Raw genomic sequence first — 24,726 nt, forward strand, 5'->3', positions numbered from 1 at the left:
TCTCGCATCCCATTAAATGGGTGTTCTTCTGCCGCCGCAAGGAGCAAGTAGCTGCCCGGTCATGTATTCGGAAGAATCTGATGCCAAGTACAGAGCTACATTTGCTACATCTAGCGGAGTAGCCAATCTTCCCCAAGGAATATCAGGCGGAACAAAATCATTCCATCCTGTTGCTTTTGCGAGGGGAGTAAGGGTGGTATTCACAGAAATTGCATTGACATTAATCTTATATTTTGCAACTTCCCGAGCTATAGATCTTGTCATACCATTCATTCCAGCTTTTGCAGCTGTATAGTGTGTATTCCATTCTCCACCGATAAGGCCTGACCCCGATGAAATATTAATTATCTTACCGTAATTGCGCTCTTTCATATTAGGAAAGACTTCCTTCGTACACATAAATGCGCTGGTGAGATCCACTTGAATCATTCTATCCCATTCTTCATAGCTGATTGTCCAAAAAGGGACCGCCTTACTTCCGATTCCGGCATTGTTAACAAGAATATCAATTACATTGAAATTTTTAATCGTTTCACTAACCAGATTTTTAACATCCTCCAACTTAGATACATCCGCGTGACAATAAATTGCCGTACCACCTTGCGAATTGATTTTCTCAACAACCCTTTGTCCATTCTCATCATTTATATCACAAAGCATAAGCTTAATGCCATATTTAGCAAATTCAACCGCAATGCCTTCACCGATCCCACTTCCGCCACCAGTTATAATAGCAGACTTTCCTTTCACCTTAAGATAGTCCATTGTTCCGTCCTCCCTGTTATATAAATCAAACCTTTATTCATCTCAAACAAAATCTTAGACCGGAGTCCTTCGTCCTCCATTAGGCGCCATAACCTGTCCAGTTACATATGAAGACCTATCAGAAGCCAAGTATAAAATCATATTAGCAACATCTTCGGGCTCTGCGTATCTCTTCATCGGAATATCTGTAGGCTTACCATCAATATATCCGCATTCTTTCGCCATCCGGGTGTTAGTCAGGTCAACAGCAATCGCGTTAACATTCACTTGATATTCGGCAACTTCCTTTGCAATTGACTGTGTAATTCCTAACAAACCTGTCGTTGCAGCAGCATAATGCGTGTTATCCGCCAAGCCGATGATGGCTGCACCGGAGCACAAATTTACCACCTTACCATAGCGCCGCTCTATCATGTGGGGAATGATCTCATGCATGAACATATATGGGCCTTTAAGATCAACTTTCAACATATGATCCCATTCCTCATAGCTTATATCCCAAAAGGGAATTTTTTTACTGCCAATGGCGGCATTATTTACAAGAATGTCGATTTTCCCAAATGCATCCAAAGCCATTGTCACTACCTTTTTAACATCATCAAGCACCGAAATATCGCAGTGACAGTAAATAGCTGTCCCACCCTTATCAGCAACTTCTTTGGTGACTGCTTCTCCATATTTATCATCAATGTCACAAACTATAACCTGCGCCCCGAAATCTGATAAAGACAAAGCTGTTGCACGGCCAATCCCATGTGCACCTCCGGTAACAATTGCAGATTTACCTCTAAGTTTCAAATAATCCATACTCTTCTCCCTCCTCATTTCCTATTTCTCTTTTTACATCCAGGACCCGCCGTTAGGACAAACCACCTGACCTGTAATGTATTCTGCAGCATCAGAAACCAAAAATGCGATTGCATTCGCTTGGTCTTCCGGCTTCCCTATTCTAGGCCATAAAATTGAAGGAATCTGCTCTTCAAGGCCTCTCCGTCTGGACATTCTCGTATCGGTAAGACCTACTCCAAGAGCATTCACATTTATATGATATTTTGCAACTTGCTGCGCCATCGATTTTGTCATTCCGATAAGTCCTGCTTTTGCAGTTGCATAATGGATATCTGTTCCATCTCCTACAATTCCCGCACCAGAGCTTATATTAACAATTTTCCCGTAGTTTTGCTCCATCATATATGGCAGCGCTTCTTTCGAAAACATATATGCACTGGTAAGATCCAGCAGAATAAGGCGGTCCCACTCTTTATAGCCAACTTCTGAAAGTTGCATTCCACCGCCACCTCCGGCAGCATTATTAACAAGAATATCTACTCTGCCAAATGCATCTGCTGTTTGTACAACGGTTTTCTGTATATCCTCAAGAAAGCATACATTACATTTTGAAGCAATAGCCCGTTGTCCTTGTTCGATAATTTCTTTTGCGACAGCTTCGGCACTTTCTCCATCTATATCGCACACAGTGACTTTCGCCCCCAGCTCCGCTAACCTAATAGCGGCAGCTCTTCCGATTCCATGACCAGCTCCCGTTACAATGGCCGCGCGACCTGCTAAACTATAGTATTGCATAAGTTATACCCCCAAAGTATAAGATATTTAGAACTTAAAAATATCCGTTATTTTCCTTTGACTCCTCCAAGATAAGCCGCAATAATGCTTTCATCTTGAGCCAACTCCCTGCCTGTTCCGGTCTTAACAATAGAACCACGTTCAAGAACGCAAGCATAATGCGCTATTCCTAATGCTTTTCGGGCGTTCTGTTCTACTAAGAGCACCGAAACACCTTCTTCATTAATTTCTTTTATTATAGACATAATGTCATTAACAATTAACGGTGCTATTCCAAGTGAAGGTTCATCCAATAAAAGCACCTGGGGATTAGACATTAGACCGCGGGCAATAGCCAACATTTGCTGTTCCCCTCCAGACAAAGTTCCTGCACGCTGAGTCTTTCTTTCCTCAAGCCTTGGGAACATTCGATATGACCGATTTATTCCTGCTTTTCGGTCTTTTACGATATATCCCCCCATAAAAAGGTTTTCCTCAACTGTAAGATTAGGGAAAATCCAACGTCCTTCCGGTACGAGTGCAATACCACTTCTTACTATCTTATGTGTCGAGGATGGAATCTTTTTATTATTCAGATAAATGTCTCCACTTTGTGCTTTTAAAACACCTGCAATGCATTTCATTAATGAAGATTTGCCTGCACCATTCGCACCTATTATTGCTAATAATTCGCCTTTCTTAAGCTCAAAACTTACGCCGTTGACGGCCCTAATTTTACCATAGGCAAAACACAGATTCTCTACTTTTAGCATTATTCATCCACTCCCAGATATGCCTCTATCACTTCTTGGTTATTTTGTATTTCGTCAGGTGTTCCCTCTGCAAGCAATTTGCCAAAATTTAATACTGAAATTCTATCACAGATACTCATAATAACATCCATATGATGATCAATAATTATAATTGTAATACCAAACCCATTGAGAATCTCTTTAATAAATCCAGCCAACTGTTTAGATTCATCTTCATTCATCCCAGCAGCCGGCTCATCTAGTAAAATAATCTTTGGGTTGGTTACCAATCCGCGAGCTATTTCCAATCTGCGCTGCATGCCGTAAGGTAAGTTCTTAGCACGTTGGTCTTTATGTTCAGAAAGACCAACATTTTTTAGCGCAGTCTCACAAATGTCCGCCATCGTTTTTTCCTGCCTACGGCATTCAGATGTTTTCAACAGGCTCTGCCAAAAATTATAGGTAATATTTTTTTGACAGGCAATAAGGACATTTTCATATACTGTCAAGTCACCAAAAAGTCTGATATTCTGAAATGTACGCGCAATACCAAGGGTGGCTATTTCATGAGTTTTTTTCCCGATAATTGACTTTCCAAAAAATTTTATATCGCCCTTTGTAGGAGTGTAAACTCCCGTAATCATATTAAACAGTGTCGTTTTCCCTGCCCCGTTAGGACCGATAATTCCATAAATCATATTTTGGGGAATATTAATATTTATTTCATTTGAAGCTTTTATCCCTCCAAAATTTTTAGATATCTCTTCAAGCTTCAGTGCGATATTTGCATCATCCATTTACCTTCCCCCTGCTTACTATCCTTTTAAAACTTTTTTTCACACTACTGATTCTAAATTCATTTGTGCCCATCAGTCCGGACGGTCTGCATATAATTACAATTACTACCAGAAGTCCGTATATCACCATACGCCATGCTTGCCCTGATTCAATACGAAGAAATTCCGGCAACGGAACAAGTACCAAGGCCGAAATGATAGTTCCGGTCAGGCTTCCACAACCCCCTAGAATGACTGTCACAATCAATAAATTCGATATCGCCATGGTAAACATAGTTGTATGCAAAAATCTCATGTAGTGTGCGAGCAAAGCCCCCGATAAGCCACATAACACACAGCTGATGCACATACCAAGCATTTTGTACTTAACAATATCAATTCCTACAGAGCTTGCAGCCAATTCATCCTCACGTAACGCAATACAATTCCGTCCATACTTTGAATTCAAAAAGTTGACAAGAAGAATTACAACAATAATGACCATACCCCATACATTCCATACGTTTGTCCACCCTATGACTCCCGAAAGACCACGGGCCCCACCGGTTATAGTTAAATTTTCAACCAAAAGCTTGACAGATTCACCTATACCAAGAGTGGCAATGACAAAATAGTCTCCTTTAAGTTTAAGCGTTGGATACCCAATCAAAAAACCTACTATCATTGCAGCCAGTCCGCCAAAAACTATGCCGACCGGAACTGGGACATGAAAAATTTTTACTATCAACGCAGAGGTATATGCTCCTATAGCCATAAACCCTGCATGACCCATGGAAAAGAGTCCGGTAAATCCCGTTAATATGGAAACACCAAGAATGGCGATAAGATATATACCGGTAACTGTCAAAACACCTATCCAGTAACTCATAACATCATCTCCTATGCTTTATCATCCGTGACTTTACCCATAAAACCTGTTGGACGAATAATAAGAACAATTACAAGAACGGCAAATGAAAAAAGGTCGCGTAAGGAAGATGAAAGGTAACCAGCAATCATCGCCTCGGTTACACCTAATGTAATGGCACCCAGCATAGCACCCGGAATACTCCCTAATCCGCCTAAAACCGAACAAATAAATGCCTTTGTCGTCATCGCGCCGATAGTTGGATAAACAGTGTATTTTGCCCCCAAAAACGTACCTGCAAGTCCGGCTAAAACACCTGCAATTAAAAACGCTATCAAAATAAGTCCCTGAACATTTACACCCATTAACGCTGTAGTGTTCAAATCAAATGCCGCACTTCGAATCGCAAGACCCGCACGGGTTTTCTTAATAAATAGTTCAACTATGATTAGAGTAACAATACTCAAAGCCATAATAGTTAAATCTAAAGAACCTATATTCGCGCCGCCAATTTTTATTGGGTTAACCGGGAAAGTGACCGGATACCCCTCGAAGCGGCCTCCTGAAAAGATAATAAGAACATTCTCGCCAATAGTGGAAAGACCTAAGCCTGCAATAAGTAAATAAATCCTTTTCGCATTCTTTTTTAGAAGCGGATGATATGCCACAATCTCTATAAGCATAGCAATTCCGCCACCAAGTATCACTGCAGCAATCATTGCCGCATTGATATCCTGAAAAATAAAAAGCAGGAAGCCTAAAGTGATATAAGCACCCACCGCAACGGTTATGCTATGAGCAAAATTTGAGAAATTCAATAAACTGTATATTAAGGAATACCCCACAGCCATTAATGCATATATACTACCGATGGATAGTCCATTAACCAACTGCTGCAAAAACAATATAATCCTCTCCTCTCAAGTATTATCCATCGGCATACATAAATCTGTATGCCAATGGACCTAGCAGCCTACGAGAGGCTATTAATCTTCTTCCACTCTGATTTTTTCTGGGAATTCAAACTTTTTATTGTTGATTACGGATATATATGCATCTCTTATAGGGTTATGGCTGGCCGGCATCGTTACTTTACCTGTAATTAAATCAAGATCTTTCACTGTTTCCAAGCCTTCTCGGATCTTCTCCGATGTTGCTTCACCGGTTTTATTTATTGCATAAAGGATCATATTATAGGCATCATGTGCATAATAAGCATTTGTGGAATCAGGATACCTATTGTACAGTTCATGATAAGTTTGCCTAAAGGGTTCAAAACTAGGGTCAGCGATATTAACACTAGTTACAAATGTCGCACCCTGTACAGAATCTGTAGCAATTGTAAACAATTCATACATCAGCCAGCAATCCGGACCAATAATCTTTCCCTCAAAACCTAATTCTCGAACCTGATTTGAGGCAAGACCCATCTCTTTGTAATTTGCGGGGAGATATAAAGCATCCGGATTTGTTGCAATAATTTTTGAAAGCTGTGCCCTATAGTCAACATCCCCTGTTTTAAATGACTCTGTTGTAGTAACCTTACCACCTAAAGACGAAAATGTCTTGATAAAAACCTCTGTTACACCAACAGAGTAGTCACTGCTGATTTCATTTAATACCGCCGCAGTTTTAATATTCATTTTATCATATGCATATTTGGCAATCGCAGCACCAAGCTGATTATCATTCTGACTTACACGAAATGTATACGGACGAACCGTGCCGTCATCCTTAAGAGTAACTTTGGGATTTGTTGCAACTGTTGTTAAATGGGGAACCATATTCTGTTCACATACTTCAGCAAGTGCTATGGCACAACCGGAAGTATTTGTACCTATAATCGCAACAACCCTATCATTTAGAATAGCCTTATTGGCAGCATTCGTCGTTTCAACCGCATCCATACGATTATCATACGACTTAAGTACAACTTTTCTACCGAGGACACCACCGTTTTTGTTGGTCTCATCGACCAACATCTTGACCGTGTTCAACTCCATCGCACCCCATAGCGCACCCTCACCTGTAAGTGGTCCAATATAGCCAATTACGATATCTCCATTATCTTTACTTTCAGTTTTTTTCTCCCCAGCAGCACCTTCGCTTTTAGTCTGCTCTCCTCCGCAACCGACCATCGATAATATTAGTACAACAGTTAGCAACCCCACTAGAATACCTTTCATTTTTTTCATAATTACTCCTTCTTTCTTCTCTTATTAATTTGTTAAAGTCCCACGTTTATAATACACCTGCTGCTGCTCGACCCATTCAATATGCAAGTCTGACTACCTCTATTCCATTTCCATAGCTAATAGCTTCAGACATCTTTTTTATTTGCCACCTCCCCATCTCATATTAATTCAGGCTCTTGAATTTCAATTCGGCCAACCACCTCCCTGCAGTATTCAATAGGAGTATCATTAATTGACAACCTTCTGCCGAAGATGATAAGTATATATCGTATCACGAAATACTGTTTGATGCACGTTATCAAATCTTGATTCATAACGTTATCAACATCAATAACACCGATGAAAAATTGCTACGGCCTTATATATTTTATAAAACTAATTTTTAATTAAAGACAGATACAGGTTACAATATTCCAACGCATTCCGGACAGCTGTAGATACACGATTACGATTTCTGACTACTTCGGTATATTTCAGCTTATATTCCAAGCTATTCGGATCCATGTTAGCCAAATCTATTGCAGTATATAGAAAAGGAATGGGTCTGGCTGCCGGTGAATATGCATAGGAGTTTTGTTCAAAACGGTCACAGAAGGTATAAAAAGCCCAGGTGAGACATTGGCTAAGTTTCAAAGAAAGGGTATTTATAAGTCTTACTTTTTCATCAGTGATTAAACTGTTCGCTAGCCTTGCACGTATTTTGTTAATTTCCGTACTATACTTGTGCAGTTTTTTAATATTGTCTAAAATGCTTTGCATTTCAATTTTTTTATCTGCTTTTTTCATAATATCTACCAGCTTATTCTCTATATCCCGGCAGGTAGCGGTAAAGTCATACGGCAAAATCGCATCATTGACATAGCTGCAAATGATTGCACAATCAATCATCAAGTCTTTGGCCAGATTCGCTTTATCTACTTTATCCATATCGTCTTTAATGGTGTGAGCCCACCAACCCAGAATCGCACCATGAGTTCTTTCATTATATTCATCCGACATGCTCATACGGCCTACTATTGATGTAATGCCAATACCCAAAAAGGACATGTCGCCGTATTTATCTAACTGAGGCACCTCTATATCTTCATCTAAAACTTCTTTAATCATGTTTTTAACAAATGTCATAATCTCTCCAGATGCAGTACACCTATATTCCACTGCGTCCATCATACCGGTAGAATCAATATTAATACCTCCGATACAATTTCCTTCCAGATCGTCCCAATGTTGATCAATATACCAAGTGGAACCTGCAGACTCTGCAATTTCATGTCCGTTCCAATTGATAAAGTAAATGCTCCGCTTTACCAAGTCACGATGTTTTGCGAACAACTCAGCAAGATGAAGGATTGTACCAACGCCTGTCGCGTTGCAGGTCACACCCGGTTCCCATGCATCAAGATGCCCATTCACAATCAGGTATTTATCCGGTTCCTCACTGCCTCTTAAATAACCAACCGGCATTGGCAGCATATCCCAACTACGAGTGGCTTCCGCTTTCACTCTTACGACAACCTTTTCACCCTTCAAACACATTTCTTTAATATGCAAACCCGCAGCATGAGTAATTCCAATACCGACAATCTGAGGAATTTCTTTAAATGTATCCGGGGTAGGATTGCCCCAAACCGCTTTCAAACCTCGCCCGCAAACATAATCTTGATCCTTCGCGCCATCTTCCCCATTGTTGGCTAAAATTATAACACTAGCACCCATTTCAGCCGCAATACGTGCCTTTTCGGGCGTTCCCGGCGCAAAAGAAACTTCGGCCAACACCGCTTTCCCTTTCACATCCTTACCTTCATAATCAGGATAATCACCACCGGCTATATATATTACTTCCACCTCCAGGCCTTCCGGAGGCGTTGAAGCTATGTGACAGCAAGGACGGCTATCGATTATCATTGTTTCAGGCCGGATGATTTTAACTTCTGAAAAAACAGGATTGCTGTTATACGCTTCAAAATCTACCACTTCACCTTCCAGGCCAAATTCTCGAAACTTAGATGCAATCCACTCTGCAGCTTTTCGATCATCTCCCATTCCGGAAATGCGCCTTGGAAAAAGATCTGTAAGATACTGCGCATACTCATAGTTTTTTTCAGCACTTAATTCTTTTTTTAAAATATTATACAAATCATTCATCTTACCATCTCTCCTCGTAATTGATATTTTAGGAAGTACTGAGTTTCACTATCGATGGGATTTATCCCTCATTTAATCTTTAGCAATTGCAATAGCTTCAATTTCGATAACCATTCCATTATTAAACTTTCCGATTTCCATAGTACTGCGTGCAGGCGGATCCACCGGAAAAAACTTTTTGTAGGTCTCGTTATATTCTTCAAACATATCTAAGTCTGAAATAAATACTGTTGTTTTTATAACATGCTCCAAGTCGGAGCCAGCTGCTTTCAAAATCTCTTCCATGTTTTCAAGGACTTGCTCCGTCTGTCTTACAATGTCGCCTGGAGCCACTATCTGTTGTGTAACCGGATCGGCAGCTGTTACACCTGCAGTATAAATCATGTCTCCTGCTCGAAATGCCTGTGAATACCAACCACCTGGGTTTGGTGCCTTTGATGTTGTAACTTTGATTTTGTTCATAAATCTGTTCCTTTCGTTGTTGATACTATTAATGAATTAAAACTTTTTGTTATATTTTTTTGAAATGTCTGATAATATTAGAATATATATGACAAATTGTTTTACTTTTTCACAGTGATATGCAAAATTTAGGGATATTTAATATAAAATAAAATTATTATTTTTTTGATGCCTATGTATTTTTTTGCTCTTAATTCCTTCTTTTAAACTTATAGAAGGATAAAGAGCAGTATTTTTTGATCATCGTTATACATTTTCAATTGTTAAAAATAAACTTTTGGTAAATCAAACTCATTCGATGCAAAGCACTAATGCTGACCCATTCATTTTTAGAATGCAGTCCACCTCCATAAGCGCCTAAACAGATAACCGGTATTCCCGTAAGAGGAACCAAACGATTATTGTCGGATACACCGGTACCATAACGCATTTCCATGGGTGTACCTATCACTTCTTTATATATATCGCCCAGTTTTGAAAGGTAGGGATTGCTATCTCCAAGATCAAACGCCGGATAGTAAGGCTCCTGAATAGAAAATTCAAACTGTGCCTTTACATTTAAACGCTCCACCAGTTTTTCCAGCTCTCCCAGTACATATTCCTTCGTTTCAGCCGGAACCGTATGCTTATTAATGAGGAATTCACAGTTTTCCGGCACTACAATGGAATACTCTTTAAAGCCTCCCTCTATTTTTAGAGTGACATACGGCTGTTCTTTCATAACCGGATGTGTAAGCAAAGGAATAGTACCCAGTGCGCTAAGGAACTTTGCACTTTCTTCTACTGCATTTATACCAAGTTCCGGCTCACAGCCATGAGCGGCAACACCTTTCACCTGTGCCCGTATCAGCATTTTTCCAACACTACCGATAACAGCTTTATATTCCGGTTCAGCAGCAATACCAAAATCAGCAGTGACTCCGCTCTCAATAAACTTATTCACTCCGGCAGAAAAAGCTTCTTCATCCGGCACAAAAGCAATCAGCAATTCTCCGGGCAATTCATCTCTGTGTTTTGCTGCTATACGTACAGTATTTAATATCGCAGCAATACCGCCTTTCATGTCAAGAGCTCCACGTCCATACATCCTGTCATCCTTTACAACCGCTTCAAAAGGGTCTGTATCCCACCCTTCTCCTGCCGGTACGGTATCCATATGTCCGGTAAGCAAGATTCTCGGCCCCGGTTTAGAACCCTTCAAAGTAGCCACTACATTGAAACGTCCCGGTCCAACATGCTGCCGGATGATACTATCCACTCCGAAGCTTTGCAGACTCTCAAAGATATAATTCCCGATAGTCCCTTCGTTTCCAGACACGGAAGGAATTTCAATCAGTTCCCTTAAAGTGTGTTCAGTAAAAACGTTGGTTTCTTTAAAATTCACGGTTTCAACCCCCTATCTCTTTATTCGTTTTTTTCTCTGCGGAATTCATCCAAATAGTTATAGAGTGTAAACTTAGAAATATTAAAAACCTTGCAAACTTTTGTACCTGATTTTGTAATATGAAATGCACCTTTTTCATCCAGATATTTCAAAGCCTTGATTTTATCCTCTTTTTTCATCTCTTCTACAGGTTTACCTACACTTTTGATACTTTCACATATTAAATATTCCAGCAACTCAGCTACATTATTTACAAAATGCTCATCCACATCTTTATTTACCATCGTCAGCGTTTCTATAAAGCTTTGCATATTCAGTATATCTGAGATATCATAATTAATACACAACGCCCCTATAGGTTCACCTTTTTCATTCTTAATATAAATAGAAGAAGATCGCAAGGTTTTCCCAGTCTTTGTTTTAGTTACATAGTTAAATTGATTCATGCCATCAGATGTGCCCCTCAATACCTCTAATCCCAAATTACTACCACAATCTCCTACTTTACGCCCTGTAACATGGCCATTTTCAATTGCAATAATTGTTTTTTCATAACCTTTTGACCAATCATGCAAAACAACTTCGCACCGATCTCCAAACTGCTTGGCAATAAGTGTCATAATTGCTCGTAAAAAATTCATTTCCCTTTGAATTGTCTCCATTCATATCCCCATTCTCATAATTTTTTCTTACTGCATATCCCAGCGTTTCATTAATTTTGTTATAATTATATTACTTTTTGTTTTAACAATCAATACTTTTCAAAAAATTTTTTTTATTATTATGCTATTGTGATTGACAAAATTTAAGAACCTTTATATAATCAATATGGTCTTCCTAGAGGATTCACTAATAAATGTGTCCATGAAAAAACTATAATCTTATTCTCCAAAATAGTACGTATGTAATCTGCAAATTTGCTCACAAGCATATGTATATACAAACATCCAAAAAAGCCAAGTTGTTATCGAATATGTATAAGATAGATGTAATAAAAAACATATTCGTTCTTGAATTGGTTATCTGACACCTGAATAAAAAGAATCTTAGTTCAACATGGCAGTTCGCGATTACTTTTTTGCTTTCCTAATCCCAAGATCAACACATCAATCACCAAAAAATCGCAGAAATATTTAGGATTCCTTTTATTATATAAAAAGTGTAAAAACATGTAATTATTTTAAAAGAAGGAGATTCATATGAATAATAAAAGATTATGTGGCGGTATGCTTTTATTGCTTACCGCAGCTATATGGGGGTTTGCAATCGTCGCACAAAGAGTAGGTTCTCAGCACGTGGGAGCCTTTACCTTTAATGGAATCCGATTTGCTCTTGGAAGCGTTTCTCTCACACCCTTGATTTTATATTACTATAAAATTGAAAAAAATGGCACTTGTAATGCGAATGATATGGAATTAAGCACAAAAAAAACAATTTTACCCGGAATATTAGTTGGCATCGTGCTCTACATAGCTGCAACGCTGCAACAAATCGGACTTGCATATACAACTGCCGGAAAAGCAAGCTTCATTACAGGACTTTATATGATTTTTGTACCAATTATCGGAGTATTTTTAAAGCATAAAATCGAAAGAAACTCATGGATCGGTATAGGAGTTGCAGTTGTTGGACTATATCTCTTAAGCGTAAATAAAAATTTCAGTATAAGTTATGGCGACTTACTTGAAGTTATAGGATCCATATTTTGGGCTGTACACATTTTAACAATAGATTATTTCTCCACTAAAGATTATTTCTCCACTAAAATAGAAATTCTGAAATTATCATGTATCCAATTTGCAACTTGTTCAATATTGAGCTTGATAACAGCCTTAATATTTGAACAGATTACTATGAGTGGTATATTTAACGCTTTAATTCCAATACTTTATGGCGGTCTCTTATCCGTTGGTGTAGCATATACTCTCCAAGTGGCAGCGCAAAAAAATGTTAAGCCATCCCATGCAGCTATCATCCTAAGTATGGAATCCGTCTTTGGTGCTATAGGTGGTGCACTTCTACTTGGAGAGAGCATGAGTACTAGAGGATATATAGGTTGTATTCTTATACTCGAAGGGATACTACTATCACAAATCAAAATTTCTTCTAGGGTGAGATTGTAAGTTATTAAAATTTTTAAGAAAACACAATATATGAATCATATTTAATATATACCTTTATCCCCCCGTATCTTTAGAGTTCATTAACTACTTATGTGACATATGTGCTGCAATGTTGTATAATAGAGAAAATATAATAAATATAATTAGTAAGGACAAAGATTGCGATGAATCTATTAACAGTTGAAAATATTTCAAAAAGCTATAGCGAAAAAATACTTCTCGACAACATCTCTATGGGTATTGGCGCAGGAGATAAGATAGGCGTCATTGGTATTAACGGTACCGGTAAATCTACTTTTCTGAAAATCCTCGCCGGCATTGAGTATGCTGATCAAGGGAATATCACCACCGTTAATGGCTTAAGGATAGAATATCTCCCCCAAAATCCGAATTTCATTGATAATGCAACCGTATTGCAGCAGGTTTTCAAAGGAAATTCTCCCATTATGGAATTGATAAGAGAATATGAATCAACACTGCAAAGAATAAATAATGCACCGGATGATACCCACCTGCAGCAAAAACTTGTAAACCTGAATCAAAAGATGGATGCATTAGATGGATGGCGTATAGAAAGTGATGCCAAAACCATATTAACCCGGCTTGGCATCCACGATTTTGATACAAAAGTAGGAACACTATCGGGAGGACAGCGAAAAAGAGTGGCGATGGCAAGTGCTTTAATCACACCTGCAGATTTGCTTATCTTAGACGAGCCTACCAACCATATAGACAATGAGACTGTTGATTGGCTGGAAGAACATTTGAATAACCGCAAGGGTGCCCTCTTGATGGTGACACATGACAGATATTTTCTAGATAGAGTTGCAAATAGAATCATAGAACTGGATAGAGGAAATCTCTATAGTTATACAGGCAACTACAGCTTATTTCTCGAAAAGAAATTAGAGCGTGAAGAACTGGAGAAAGCTTCCGAAAGAAAGCGGCAGAATCTTTTACGAAATGAACTGGCCTGGATTAAGCGTGGTGCAAAAGCACGTTCTACTAAACAAAAAGCGCGCATTGACAGATTCGAAAAACTCCAGTCCTCCCAACCTGAATTTATATCCGGTAAGATTGAAATTGCCGCAGGCTCGAGCCGCCTGGGAAAAAAAGTTATTGATCTCATAGATATCGATAAGGTATTTGGTGAGAAACTCCTCATTTCCGATTTTAGTTATACGTTTTTACGAAATGATCGTGTGGGTATTATAGGTCCTAACGGAAGTGGCAAGTCAACCTTATTAAAAATGATTGCAGGCAATATAGCACCTGACAGCGGAAAGGTAGAACGAGGCCAAACTGTTAAAATCGCCTTTTTCTCTCAAGAAAACGAAGGAATGGATGAAAACTTGCGCGTAATCGAGTATATTCGGGAAGTAGCGGAATATTTGGAAACCCCGGACGGCAGCATCAGTGCTTCCCAAATGCTTGAACGCTTCTTATTTGCTCCCGCCGTACAATGGACTCCTATTGCGAAGCTTTCGGGCGGTGAAAAAAGAAGGCTTTATTTACTCAGAGTCCTTATGTCCGCCCCTAATATCATATTATTGGATGAACCGACCAATGACCTTGACATTCAAACGCTCACTATTTTAGAAAGCTACTTGGACGAATTCCCCGGTGCGGTAATAGTGGTTTCTCATGACAGATACTTTTTGGATAGAGTTGTAGATAAGATATTTTCTTTCGAAGGCAGCGGTAAAATACGCCAAACCATTGGAAACTATTCCGATTACCGGGAATATCTTGAACAACACGTTACCCAAGAAACAAAAGAGACTCCCAAAGCAGAAAAAAACATCAACGAAAGAGATTATAAAAAGAACCGTCCGCTTAAACTTAGCTATAAAGAACAAAAAGAATACGAGCAGATCGATGGAATTATCGAAGGCCTTGAAAAAAAGATAAGTGATATTGGCATTGAAATCAATGCCGCTGCCAGTGACTATACGCTTCTGCAGGAACTTACAGCCAAGCAGCTGCTGCTGGAAAAACAACTGGAAGAAGCTGTAGACCGTTGGGCATATCTAAATGAACTGGTAGAAGAAATTGAACGCGCACAACAGTAATAAAAGAATTAGATAGATTAAAAGAGACATAGGGGGATCATTCCATGTCTCTTTTTGATTTATACAATTTTAGTAGTCCACTCTTCCACATTCCATATATCCGTTACCCAATCTTCATAGAACTCAGGTTCATGGCTTACCAAGACTATTGTGCCCTTAAATTCTTGCAGGGCTCTTTTTAACTCATCTTTTGCATCTGCATCAAGATGATTAGTAGGCTCATCCAAAACCAGACAGTTAATATCTTGAAGCATTAATTTGCACAGCCTTACTTTCGCATTTTCACCACCGCTTAACACCATCATCTGGCTTGTAATATGCTCCGTCGTTAGTCCGCATTTAGCCAAAGCGGCACGCACTTCCCCATTGGTCATACTCGGATACTGGTTCCATATCTCTTCCAATGCTGTATGGCTGTTGTCCCTGCTTGACTCCTGCTCAAAGTATCCGGGAAAAAGATAATCATCCAGCTCTATTTCTCCTGATATAGGCTTCAATGCTCCTAAAATGGTTTTGAGCAATGTTGATTTACCCAGGCCATTTACTCCTTTAATGGCTATTTTTTTTCCTCTTTCCAAAGTCAGGTTCAATGGCCTTGTTAGGGGTTCTCCATAACCGATCACCAGATTTTCAGCCTGAAATATATATTTTCCGGGAGTTCTTGCTTCCCTGAATTTGAAAGTAGGCTTAACTTTCTCCCTCGTCTTTTCTATGATATCCATCTTATCAAGTTTCTTTTGACGGCTTTTAGCCATATTGGTAGTAGCAACTCTCGCTTTGTTTCTTGCAATAAAGTCTTCCAGCTTCTCAATCTCTTTCTGCTGTTTCTCGTACGCCTGTTGATTTTGAACCTTCTTCAACTGGTACATCTGCTGAAACTGTTCATAATTCCCCGTATATCGTGTCAGCACGGCATTTTCCACATGATAAATAACATTGACCACATCATTTAAGAAAGGAATGTCATGAGACACCAGAATAAAGCTGTTCTCATAATTCCTAAGAAAATTCTTGAGCCAATAGATATGATTCTCGTCTAAAAAGTTTGTAGGCTCATCCAATATCAGAATCATTGGATTTTGTAATAATAGTTTCGTGAGCAGCACCTTTGACCTCTGTCCCCCGCTCAAATCACTTACATCGCGGTCAAGGCCGATATCCCCCAAACCTAGTCCATTGGCTACCTCTTCTATCTTAGAATCAATGATATAGAAACCATTGTATTCCAGCATGCTTTGTATCTCTCCAACGTCCTCCATCATTACTGCAAGTTCATCCTCTGAAGCTTCGGACATTTTTTCATACAGCTGCAGCATTTCCTGTTCAAGATCAAACATATGCTGAAATGCTTCTCTTAAAACTTCCCGGATGGTTTTGCCTTTTGTCAAAAGAGTATGTTGATCAAGATATCCTGTAGTAATTCTTCTACACCACTCTACTTTGCCTTCATCCGGCGCAAGCTTTCCGGTGATTATATTTAAAAACGTGGACTTTCCTTCTCCATTCGCTCCTACCAACCCCACATGCTCACCCTTTAACAAACGAAATGAAGCATCTTCCAGTATTGTTCTGGCACCAAAGCCATGGCTTACATCTTCAACATTGAGAATACTCATATTTCCCCCATATATCATTAAAATTTATTGCTGCTCAGCGCTATAGGAGATTGTGAAAAAGTGCTTAATTGGTCGGAAATCTGACACGGGGACAAGGCCGCAGTCCGGCCAAAAACCAGGCCTGACAGCAGACCAGGGCCCCGCCCATGTCCGATTTCCTCTATGTGCTAAATTTGACTTTTTCACATCCTCCTATACGCCATTGATTATAGCTTATCAAATGATTAAAAGTCAAAGTAAAGATTTGCATCTAAGTGAAGTACATATCCATATGTCATCCCCGCCTGACGTTTTTCTGCGTCCTTCCCTTTGAAACTCCTCTTTTTTTAAGTCCGCCCGATTTTCTATTTGAGTTTCTCGGAGCTCTTCCTTTATTATCTATTCTGTGCTTACCGTCACTTTGCTTTTGTTTTTCTCTGGTAAATTTCTGTTCAGTTGTTATAACAAGCTTTTGTCTTTCTAAAGATGTATTTATCCCCTTCTCTATCATGTTTAACGTATCCCGATCTTTCGGCGCAGCAAAAGTGATAGCCATCCCTGTCTGGCCGGCACGTCCCGTACGTCCGATACGGTGGATATAGCTTTCTGCATCTTGCGGGATATCATAGTTAAACACATGGGTTACCCCTTCTATATCCAGCCCCCGTGCCGCAACATCGGTTGCCACGAGAAGTTGTAACTCCGCATTTCTGAATGCCTTCATTACTTTCTCGCGCTTTGCCTGCGTCAAGTCACCATGCAGTTCATCCGAGTTGTATCCCCGTCTTTGCAATGCTTCATTCAATGCACTTGCTCGGCGCTTGGTCCGGCAGAAGATAATCGCCATGAACGGTCTGTATTCATCAATTATTTTACAAAGGGCATCCTGTTTTCCTCTGTCGGTTGTTTCAATGACCATCTGTTTTATTTCATCAAGCGTTATTTTCTTGCCTTTTACACGTACCTGAACAGGGTCTTGCATATATCTGTTCGCCAACGAACGGATTTCCTTAGACATTGTTGCGGAAAATAGCATAGTCTGGCGCTTTTTGGATACTTGTTTAATAATTTGTTCTACATCTTTTAAAAATCCCATATCAAGCATTTGATCCGCTTCATCTAGTACAAGCATTTCAAGCTGACTGAAATTTATAGTTTGACGTCGTAGGTGGTCCAATAAGCGTCCCGGTGTACCGATTACCATATGAATAGCGCCCTTCAGCTTGCGCACCTGCTGTTCTACATCCTGACCTCCATAAGCAGCAAGTATATTTACCCCCTTAACCAAGGCAAGTTTTTTAGCTTCCCCGGTAATCTGAAGCGCCAATTCACGGGTAGGTGTGATAACCAATGCCTGTATAGCAGATCTATTCACATCAATTTGCTCCATGATCGGCAGATTGAATGCAAGGGTCTTCCCCGTACCGGTTTGGGCCTGTCCTATAATATCTTTTCCTTCCAAGAGTACAGGAATAGCCTGAACCTGTATCGGTGTCGGCTCCGTAATACCATTCTGGCTTAATATATGGTTTAATTCACTAGTAATTCCAAGGGTTAAAAAATCAGTCGACATTGTATTACCTCTCTTATGTTTTTATTTTATTGTTCGCTTTAATGTCCGGCTTCATTCTTTCATAATTGCATTTGATTCTTGTCAGAATTTTTTTTAGTCTGGTGAGGTGCTCCTGAAAAATAGCCGAAAAAGCCCCCACAGATTCCTCCGACAATATGAGTAAATTGAGAAATATTATCTTTTACCAAAATAATATTTGCCACTTCTTCCCCAAGATAGATAATGGCAATCAAAATAACGGTAAGCGGTATTTTGCCCTTTTGAAGATTAGCAAATGAGCTCAATAAAATAAGCATAAAAACAATACCGCTTGCCCCCAGTAGGGCATGATTAGAAAACGCTATATTCAGAACTCCCGTTGTAATGGCTGTAATAAATATCATTTTAATCATCTGTTTGGAACCGTACTTTTCTTCCAACATTGGTCCCAGCACAAGAATCAAAAGAAAATTATTTATAAAATGTTCCCAATTGGCGTGCCCCAGTACATGACCAAATAACCTGAAGTAGAATAATATATCCGACAAGCTTCCTCTATAGACTGAAAACAACAGCATGGTGGAAGCCTTATCGGTAGCATATCCGAATACCAGTGATATAAGGGATAAGAGTGTCAGCGTCAGAATCACCGGCGAATTATAATGTATACGTTTTAACATTTAACTTCCTCCTTGTGCGTTTTTTTGTCGATAGCGTTCACATCTTTAAAACTGAGCAATCCACTTTCCATACATGTAAGAAAATCCAGTTTTTTTCTTATCCCTTTAAAATCCATTTCAAGAATAACACGGTCTTTCTCTTGTTCCAATACAGAAGCAATGATACCTTGGCCAAATTTCTTATGATAAAGACAAATACCTTCCCCTATTTCATCAAGTGCTTCTCTGTTGATGCAACTGACCACTTCATCCACAAATATAGACCTTGCCGATTTTCTGCCATTTACCGTCTGTATATTAACCATGTAAAGACATTGCTTTGCCCGTGTCATCCCAACATAAAATAAACGTCGTTCTTCCTCCAATAACGAACAATCGTTAGCCTTTTCAAAGACATCCAGTGTTCTTTTTCCTGGGATTTCTTGGTTATTCAAATCCACCATCATCACACAATCATATTCTGATCCTTTACTAGAGTGCATGGTAGTCAGCGTAACAGGATCCCACTCCTGCACCAATCTTGGTTTTTCAAGTAAACGCTCAAGCTCATCCATACGTTGAAGGAACATCGGAATGGTAGGACATTCTTGAGCGATACTTCTTAAGATTCCAAACAATCCATACAGATAGTCAAAGGGCTGTCCGGTATTTTCACAATACTCTTTTACACTCTCAAAATACCTGAAACTTCCCTCAATATATTCCAAAACTAGTAAAGGATGCTTTTTGGCTAAATGCTTAAACTCACCTTTCAGTTCAATTAGTGTTCTCTTTTGATACGATTTCATATCGTTATTCTTTAAAATACCATCTATCACTGAATCAACATATTCTGTTGTTAATGCATATTCCATCATCGTTTTGGAAATATAACGATTCATTTTATAGTAAATCCGTAATAACGATTGGTAATCACATTGATCAAATGAAAATTTGAAAAACGCCAGCACATCCTGTACCATCCAATGCTTGAAAAAGATTAGCTTGTTCTGTTGAATCTTAAAGCCGATGCCGTTTCTATCCAATACATCCACTATAGAAATAGACGATAGATTATTCCTATAAAGAATGGCGATACTCATGTTCTTGTGCTCTGATAGCTTCTCCTTTATCGTTTTAATAACAAATTCCAACTGTGCCGCATCATCCTTTACCTGTATGATAAACGGATTATGCATCCGAGCATTGGCCGTATTATGGCTTTTATCGAATCTTGCTTGATTCTTTTTTATAAACTTACTGCTTATTTCAACAATATTGCTGCTGGAACGGTAGTTTTTTTCCAACAATAGAAATCTACATGTGCTAAACTGCTTTTCAATATCCAGGATATACTGGGGCTCTGCCCCCCTGAATCCATAGATGGACTGGTCATCATCCGCTACAATGAATATATTGTTATGCTCCCGCTTTACCAACAGCTTTAATATCTCAAACTGTATTTTGGAAAGGTCCTGTCCTTCATCTACCTGTATAAAGGTATATTTACTGTGATAGTAGTTGCGGATATCCGGACATTTTACCAAAATACTGTACGCATAGGTAAGCATATCATCAAAGTCCATATATAAATTGTTCTTTTTAAACTCTTCATAAGTCTTAAATATTTCGGCAAAATTCCGGGTGCTTATATTGATATCACTGAATTCTTTTATCATCTTATTTTTAACAAGACCGATCTCGTTGATCACATTTTCCAATTCATCATCATGAATACTTGTCCCATTAATCTGCTGATAGATATTGCTGATAATTTTTTTCTTACTATTCCGGAATTCCTTCTCACCCTCAATTCTCTTGAGTCTTCTTCCTTGCCTTCTTTCATAATCCCTGACAATCAGATTACAGAAACTATGGAAAGTAGAAAAGTGGACTCTAGCACCTATATGGGAACCGAAAATCCTATTAAATCTTTGCTCCATCTCATGCTTTGCAGCCCTGTTAAATGTCATGGTAAGTATATTCTCCGGCCTGACTCCTTTTTCTATAAGACAAGCCGCTCTGGCAGTAATAACAGTTGTTTTACCCGAACCCGGCCCCGCGAGTACAAGTGCAGGCCCGCTTTCATGCATTACTGCTTCCTTTTGCTGCACATTGAGATTAATATTATAATGATTTGACAGTTGCGTAAAAAAATCCATTGAAACACCTTTTCATTTTTTATGTCTATTTAAAATATATTTTATTATAACATATTTACACTAAAACCTGATATATTCAATATAAAACTCTTGCTCATCGCTAAACGCACAGTTTTACATTTCCTGCACTCTAAGCAGTATGTCATATTACTTTTTTAGTCAAACATATTTTATATTGACATTTAAATTGTCCATACTATATAATAAGAAAAATATTACCCATATAAAGACGAAGAAAAGAAGAGTAGGCATTTGCGACTTTTACAGAGAAGTTCTCCTGATAACTTTATGGTTGCCTGTGGTGCGAGAGAACAAAGATAGCACTTGCTGAACATGGTCTTGGAGTCGCGCACCGAACACGTTTGTGTAAGGCTGCGACGGGAGCGCCCGTTACAGCGATAGAGTATCGGTAAGTACAGTTCTTACCCGTACTTGATGAGGTCTGTATTGCGAAATACAGATAAACTGGGGTGGTACCGCGATGCAGCGTCATTTTGTTGCTCTCGTCCCCGGAAATCATTTTTCCGGAGGTGAGAGTTTTTTAGTGCTCTTTTTTATAACAATACGTAAATAAATCTGAACGAAAAGAGGTAGACAAAATGAATGTATTAATTGGTGGAGCATGGCCTTATGCAAACGGCTCACTGCATATTGGCCATATCGCAGCGCTATTGCCCGGCGATGTATTAGCAAGATACCATAGGGCCAAAGACGATACTGTTTATTTCGTATCCGGCAGCGATTGCCATGGTACTCCTGTTACTATTAGAGCAAAGCAGGAGAACAAAACGCCTTTTGAAATCAGCGAATTCTATCACAACGAATTTTCAGAGTGTTTTGAAAAGCTTGGTTTCAGCTATGATCTCTATGGCAAAACATCATGTGAGGCGCATAAAACCTTTGTGAGAGACTTCCATAAAACAATGTATGACGGTCAATATATTTATGAAAAAACCGTGCCCCAAGCTTATTGCCAGCAATGCAACCAGTTTCTTGCCGATAGATTTGTTATAGGAAAATGTCCTAATTGCGGCGAAAATGCAAGAGGTGACCAATGTGACGCGTGCGGCAAAGTTCTAGAGCCGGAAACTCTTGCAGAGCCAAAATGTTCTTTATGTGCTACACCCCCGATTTTTAAGGAAACAAATCATTTGTATATTGCAATAACAAAACTGAAAGAGGAGCTTATAAACTTTATTGATGCTCATCCTGAATGGCGTAAGAATGCTATTCGTCTTTCAAAAAGATATATCGATGAAGGTCTTCGGGACCGGGCTGTTACCCGTGACCTTGATTGGGGGATAGCTGTGCCGAAAGATGGTTTTGAGAACAAGAAAATCTATATATGGGCAGAAAATGTACTTGGTTATCTATCAGCGAGTTGGATTGTAGCAAATAAGAAAAGCGCAAACTATGATGATTTATGGGGGGAGCACGCAAAGCACTATTATGTACACGGCAAGGACAACATTCCCTTTCATACCATTATTCTTCCGTCGCTCTTGCTTGCAAATGGGAAAGGATGGCGTCTGCCCGACCGAATTATATCAAGTGAATATCTTACCCTCGAGAGCAGAAAAATATCCACAAGCCAGAACTGGGCAATATGGATTAAAGATATAGTGAACAGATATCATCCGGATTCTATCCGCTATTTCCTCATAACAAACGGCCCGGAAAAGAGAGATACTGATTTTTCATGGCGTGAATTTGTAAATAGCCATAATAGTGAACTTTTGAGCGCATATGGTAATTTTATTAACCGTACTCTTGTATTTGTGAGCAAATATTATAATAGCATCGTTCCCACCGGAAAACTAGAAAACCAAATTGGCGATAGAATAAACTCACTTTTTTTAGAAACAGGAACAAAGATTGAAAGCGGTGAATTTAAAGCGGCAATTGATGAGATATTCGAGTTTATCCGATTTTCAAACAAGTATTTCGATACCGAGAAACCTTGGGAAACCCGAATAATAGCTGCCGATATATGCAGCAACACAATATTTAATTGCATACAGATCATTGCAAATCTTTCTATTCTGCTAAAACCGTTTCTGCCTTTTTCTTCCGAAAGGGTCCAAGGATGGCTAAACGTTTCCGATAAATGGGAGCAACAATCAGTTCCATCTGGAACTGTAATTCCTAAAGCAGAAATACTATTTGAAAGACTCGACAAAAAGATAATAGATCTCGAAGTACAACGATTAGGTCTATGATGTCCCGGGCGAAGGCTTTAACCTTCGCCCAATTTTTATTAGGTCAGTAATTTAAAAACGTTTCTTTTATTATCTTTACGGAATATAGACTTTTACCTTGGTTATTCTTTTTTTGGCTACTTTTTCGGCTTTTAATACCATATTCGCATATTCAACGATGGCTTCATCCTTTGGTGAAGGGATCTTCCCCAATTGACCAACCATAAAGCCTCCAATGGTCTCGAATTCTTCTTCCGGCAGCCGAACATTCATTGCCTCATTAAATTTATCTATACTAAGCATACCATCAACCATATATGTATTATCATCTATCTTTTCAACATCAATAATCTCTTCATCATATTCATCCCAGATATTCCCCACGATCTCTTCAAGCAAGTCTTCAATTGTAATTAGTCCTGCAGTCCCTCCGTATTCATCAATTACAATTGCCATATGTATTTTTCTTAGCTGCATTTCTTTGAACAATACATCAATTTTCTTTGATTCCGGCACAAAATACGCAGGATGAATATTTTTCCCGATATCAAAATCTTTTACCACTTTGTCTTTATAAAGGGGAAGTAAATCTTTTACATAAAAAATCCCGATGATGTTATCTATACTATCATCATAAACCGGAATCCTTGAAAACTGCTCAGAGATTAAAACATCCAGAATATCTTCCATTTTGCTTGCTTTATCAACAGCTACCATGCTTGTCCTTGGCGTCATGACTTCTCTTACCGTGGTATCGTCAAACTCAAATATGCTATTGATCATTCTTTTTCCGGTTTCATGGATCAACCCTTTTTCTTGACCGACATCTACCATCAGCAATATCTCTTCTTCCGTAACTCTTTCGCCGCTGTTCTGCTCGGTAACGCCAAATAATTTAGCTACTACATTTGTTGAAAAAGTAAGTACTTTTATGAATGGATATGTAATCTTAGATAACATATCCACCGGCCGCACAACAGCAAATGCTATCTTTTCCGCATTCTGCATGGCCACTCTCTTTGGTACTAACTCTCCAAACACCAATGTAATGTAGGATAAAACAAGAGTAACCAACAGGAGAGAGATTTGTCCGCTAAAAGCCGCTAGTACTTTGATATCGGTTGCCTTTAATATGTCCGCGAGGAGTTCTGAAATACTTACGGCCGCAGAAGCACTCGCCAAAAACCCCGCCAGTGTAATGCCTATCTGTATAGTGGATAAAAATCGACTCGGTTCCTCCAAAAATTTTATAATCAACTTAGCAGACTTATTTCCGTCTTCTGCAAGCTTTCGTACTTTATGATCATTTAATGATACGATAGCAAGTTCTGAAGCCGCAAAAAAACCATTAAATCCGATAAGCACCAATATGAAAAAAAACTGTATCAAAGTTTGATAACTCATAAATATGTGACTCTCCTTGTGATCTTATGTATCATTATATCTTTTAGTATA

Annotated in this window: 19 protein-coding genes and 1 pseudogene; 3 read left to right on the forward strand and 17 right to left on the reverse strand. The window is 39.0% G+C overall.

The features are described 5' to 3' along the window. Positions 1-12 precede the first annotated feature (12 nt). The 12 genes from QKW49_RS11365 to QKW49_RS11420 form a co-directional block, all read right to left on the reverse strand. Positions 13-765: an SDR family NAD(P)-dependent oxidoreductase gene (locus tag QKW49_RS11365; RefSeq protein WP_282867647.1), complete on the reverse strand. Its 753-nt coding sequence runs from the start codon at positions 763-765 to the stop codon at positions 13-15. Positions 766-819: 54 nt separating this feature from the next. Continuing rightward, a complete protein-coding gene (locus QKW49_RS11370; RefSeq protein WP_282867648.1) occupies positions 820-1,572 on the reverse strand; it encodes an SDR family NAD(P)-dependent oxidoreductase in 753 nt (250 codons plus the stop codon). A gap of 33 nt (positions 1,573-1,605) precedes the next feature. Beyond that, entirely contained in the window at positions 1,606-2,349 is a 744-nt protein-coding gene (locus QKW49_RS11375) for an SDR family oxidoreductase (RefSeq protein WP_282867649.1), read from the reverse strand. A gap of 47 nt (positions 2,350-2,396) precedes the next feature. Next, positions 2,397-3,101 carry an ABC transporter ATP-binding protein gene (locus QKW49_RS11380; protein ID WP_282867650.1) on the reverse strand — a complete coding sequence of 235 codons (705 nt, stop codon included), beginning with the start codon at positions 3,099-3,101 and terminating at the stop codon, positions 2,397-2,399. Next, positions 3,101-3,877: an ABC transporter ATP-binding protein gene (locus QKW49_RS11385; protein ID WP_282867651.1), complete on the reverse strand. Its 777-nt coding sequence runs from the start codon at positions 3,875-3,877 to the stop codon at positions 3,101-3,103. The genes QKW49_RS11380 and QKW49_RS11385 overlap by 1 nt, the downstream gene beginning before the upstream one ends. Further along, positions 3,870-4,745 carry a branched-chain amino acid ABC transporter permease gene (locus tag QKW49_RS11390; RefSeq protein WP_282867652.1) on the reverse strand — a complete coding sequence of 292 codons (876 nt, stop codon included), beginning with the start codon at positions 4,743-4,745 and terminating at the stop codon, positions 3,870-3,872. The genes QKW49_RS11385 and QKW49_RS11390 overlap by 8 nt, the downstream gene beginning before the upstream one ends. An 11-nt stretch (positions 4,746-4,756) precedes the next feature. After that, positions 4,757-5,629 (reverse strand): branched-chain amino acid ABC transporter permease, encoded by an 873-nt coding sequence (locus QKW49_RS11395; protein WP_282867653.1) that lies wholly within the window; start codon positions 5,627-5,629, stop codon positions 4,757-4,759. Positions 5,630-5,710: 81 nt separating this feature from the next. Next, positions 5,711-6,919 (reverse strand): ABC transporter substrate-binding protein, encoded by a 1,209-nt coding sequence (locus QKW49_RS11400; protein ID WP_282867654.1) that lies wholly within the window; start codon positions 6,917-6,919, stop codon positions 5,711-5,713. 375 nt (positions 6,920-7,294) lie between these two features. Beyond that, positions 7,295-9,064, reverse strand: coding sequence for a M28 family peptidase (locus QKW49_RS11405; RefSeq protein ID WP_282867655.1), 1,770 nt, complete (start codon positions 9,062-9,064; stop codon positions 7,295-7,297). A 72-nt stretch (positions 9,065-9,136) separates the two neighbouring features. Then, complete coding sequence (locus QKW49_RS11410) at positions 9,137-9,526, reverse strand: Rid family detoxifying hydrolase (protein ID WP_282867656.1); 390 nt, start codon at positions 9,524-9,526, stop codon at positions 9,137-9,139. Between the two features lie 256 nt (positions 9,527-9,782). Continuing rightward, positions 9,783-10,910, reverse strand: coding sequence for a M20/M25/M40 family metallo-hydrolase (locus tag QKW49_RS11415; protein ID WP_282867657.1), 1,128 nt, complete (start codon positions 10,908-10,910; stop codon positions 9,783-9,785). A gap of 20 nt (positions 10,911-10,930) precedes the next feature. After that, complete coding sequence (locus QKW49_RS11420; protein WP_282867658.1) at positions 10,931-11,572, reverse strand: helix-turn-helix transcriptional regulator; 642 nt, start codon at positions 11,570-11,572, stop codon at positions 10,931-10,933. A gap of 537 nt (positions 11,573-12,109) precedes the next feature. On the opposite strand from QKW49_RS11420, the gene QKW49_RS11425 reads away from it, so the two are divergent. Beyond that, positions 12,110-13,033 carry a DMT family transporter gene (locus QKW49_RS11425; protein WP_282867659.1) on the forward strand — a complete coding sequence of 308 codons (924 nt, stop codon included), beginning with the start codon at positions 12,110-12,112 and terminating at the stop codon, positions 13,031-13,033. Positions 13,034-13,197: 164 nt separating this feature from the next. Next, positions 13,198-15,105, forward strand: coding sequence for an ABC-F family ATP-binding cassette domain-containing protein (locus tag QKW49_RS11430; RefSeq protein ID WP_282867660.1), 1,908 nt, complete (start codon positions 13,198-13,200; stop codon positions 15,103-15,105). Positions 15,106-15,164: 59 nt separating this feature from the next. Here QKW49_RS11430 and QKW49_RS11435 read toward each other — a convergent pair whose 3' ends face one another. The 4 genes from QKW49_RS11435 to QKW49_RS11450 form a co-directional block, all read right to left on the reverse strand. Further along, complete coding sequence (locus tag QKW49_RS11435; protein WP_282867661.1) at positions 15,165-16,721, reverse strand: ABC-F family ATP-binding cassette domain-containing protein; 1,557 nt, start codon at positions 16,719-16,721, stop codon at positions 15,165-15,167. A 274-nt stretch (positions 16,722-16,995) separates the two neighbouring features. Further along, positions 16,996-18,273: a DEAD/DEAH box helicase gene (locus QKW49_RS11440; protein WP_282867662.1), complete on the reverse strand. Its 1,278-nt coding sequence runs from the start codon at positions 18,271-18,273 to the stop codon at positions 16,996-16,998. A gap of 59 nt (positions 18,274-18,332) precedes the next feature. Then, the gene (locus QKW49_RS11445; RefSeq protein ID WP_282867663.1) at positions 18,333-18,932 is read right to left on the reverse strand and encodes a rhomboid family intramembrane serine protease; all 600 of its coding nucleotides are present in this window, start codon (positions 18,930-18,932) and stop codon (positions 18,333-18,335) included. Next, entirely contained in the window at positions 18,926-21,073 is a 2,148-nt protein-coding gene (locus QKW49_RS11450) for an ATP-dependent helicase (protein WP_282867664.1), read from the reverse strand. Before QKW49_RS11450 ends, QKW49_RS11445 begins: the two co-directional genes overlap by 7 nt. 593 nt (positions 21,074-21,666) lie before the next feature. Between QKW49_RS11450 and metG the strand changes: the two are divergent. Next, positions 21,667-23,292 (forward strand): annotated as a pseudogene (gene metG / locus QKW49_RS11455) (methionine--tRNA ligase); the annotation flags it as partial. Positions 23,293-23,367: 75 nt separating this feature from the next. On the opposite strand, the gene QKW49_RS11460 reads toward metG, so the two are convergent. Beyond that, the gene (locus QKW49_RS11460) at positions 23,368-24,675 is read right to left on the reverse strand and encodes a hemolysin family protein (protein WP_282867667.1); all 1,308 of its coding nucleotides are present in this window, start codon (positions 24,673-24,675) and stop codon (positions 23,368-23,370) included. Positions 24,676-24,726 lie beyond the last annotated feature (51 nt).

Origin of the sequence: Petroclostridium sp. X23, assembly GCF_030013905.1 — a bacterium.
In the GTDB taxonomy this organism is placed as follows: domain Bacteria; phylum Bacillota; class Clostridia; order SK-Y3; family SK-Y3; genus X23.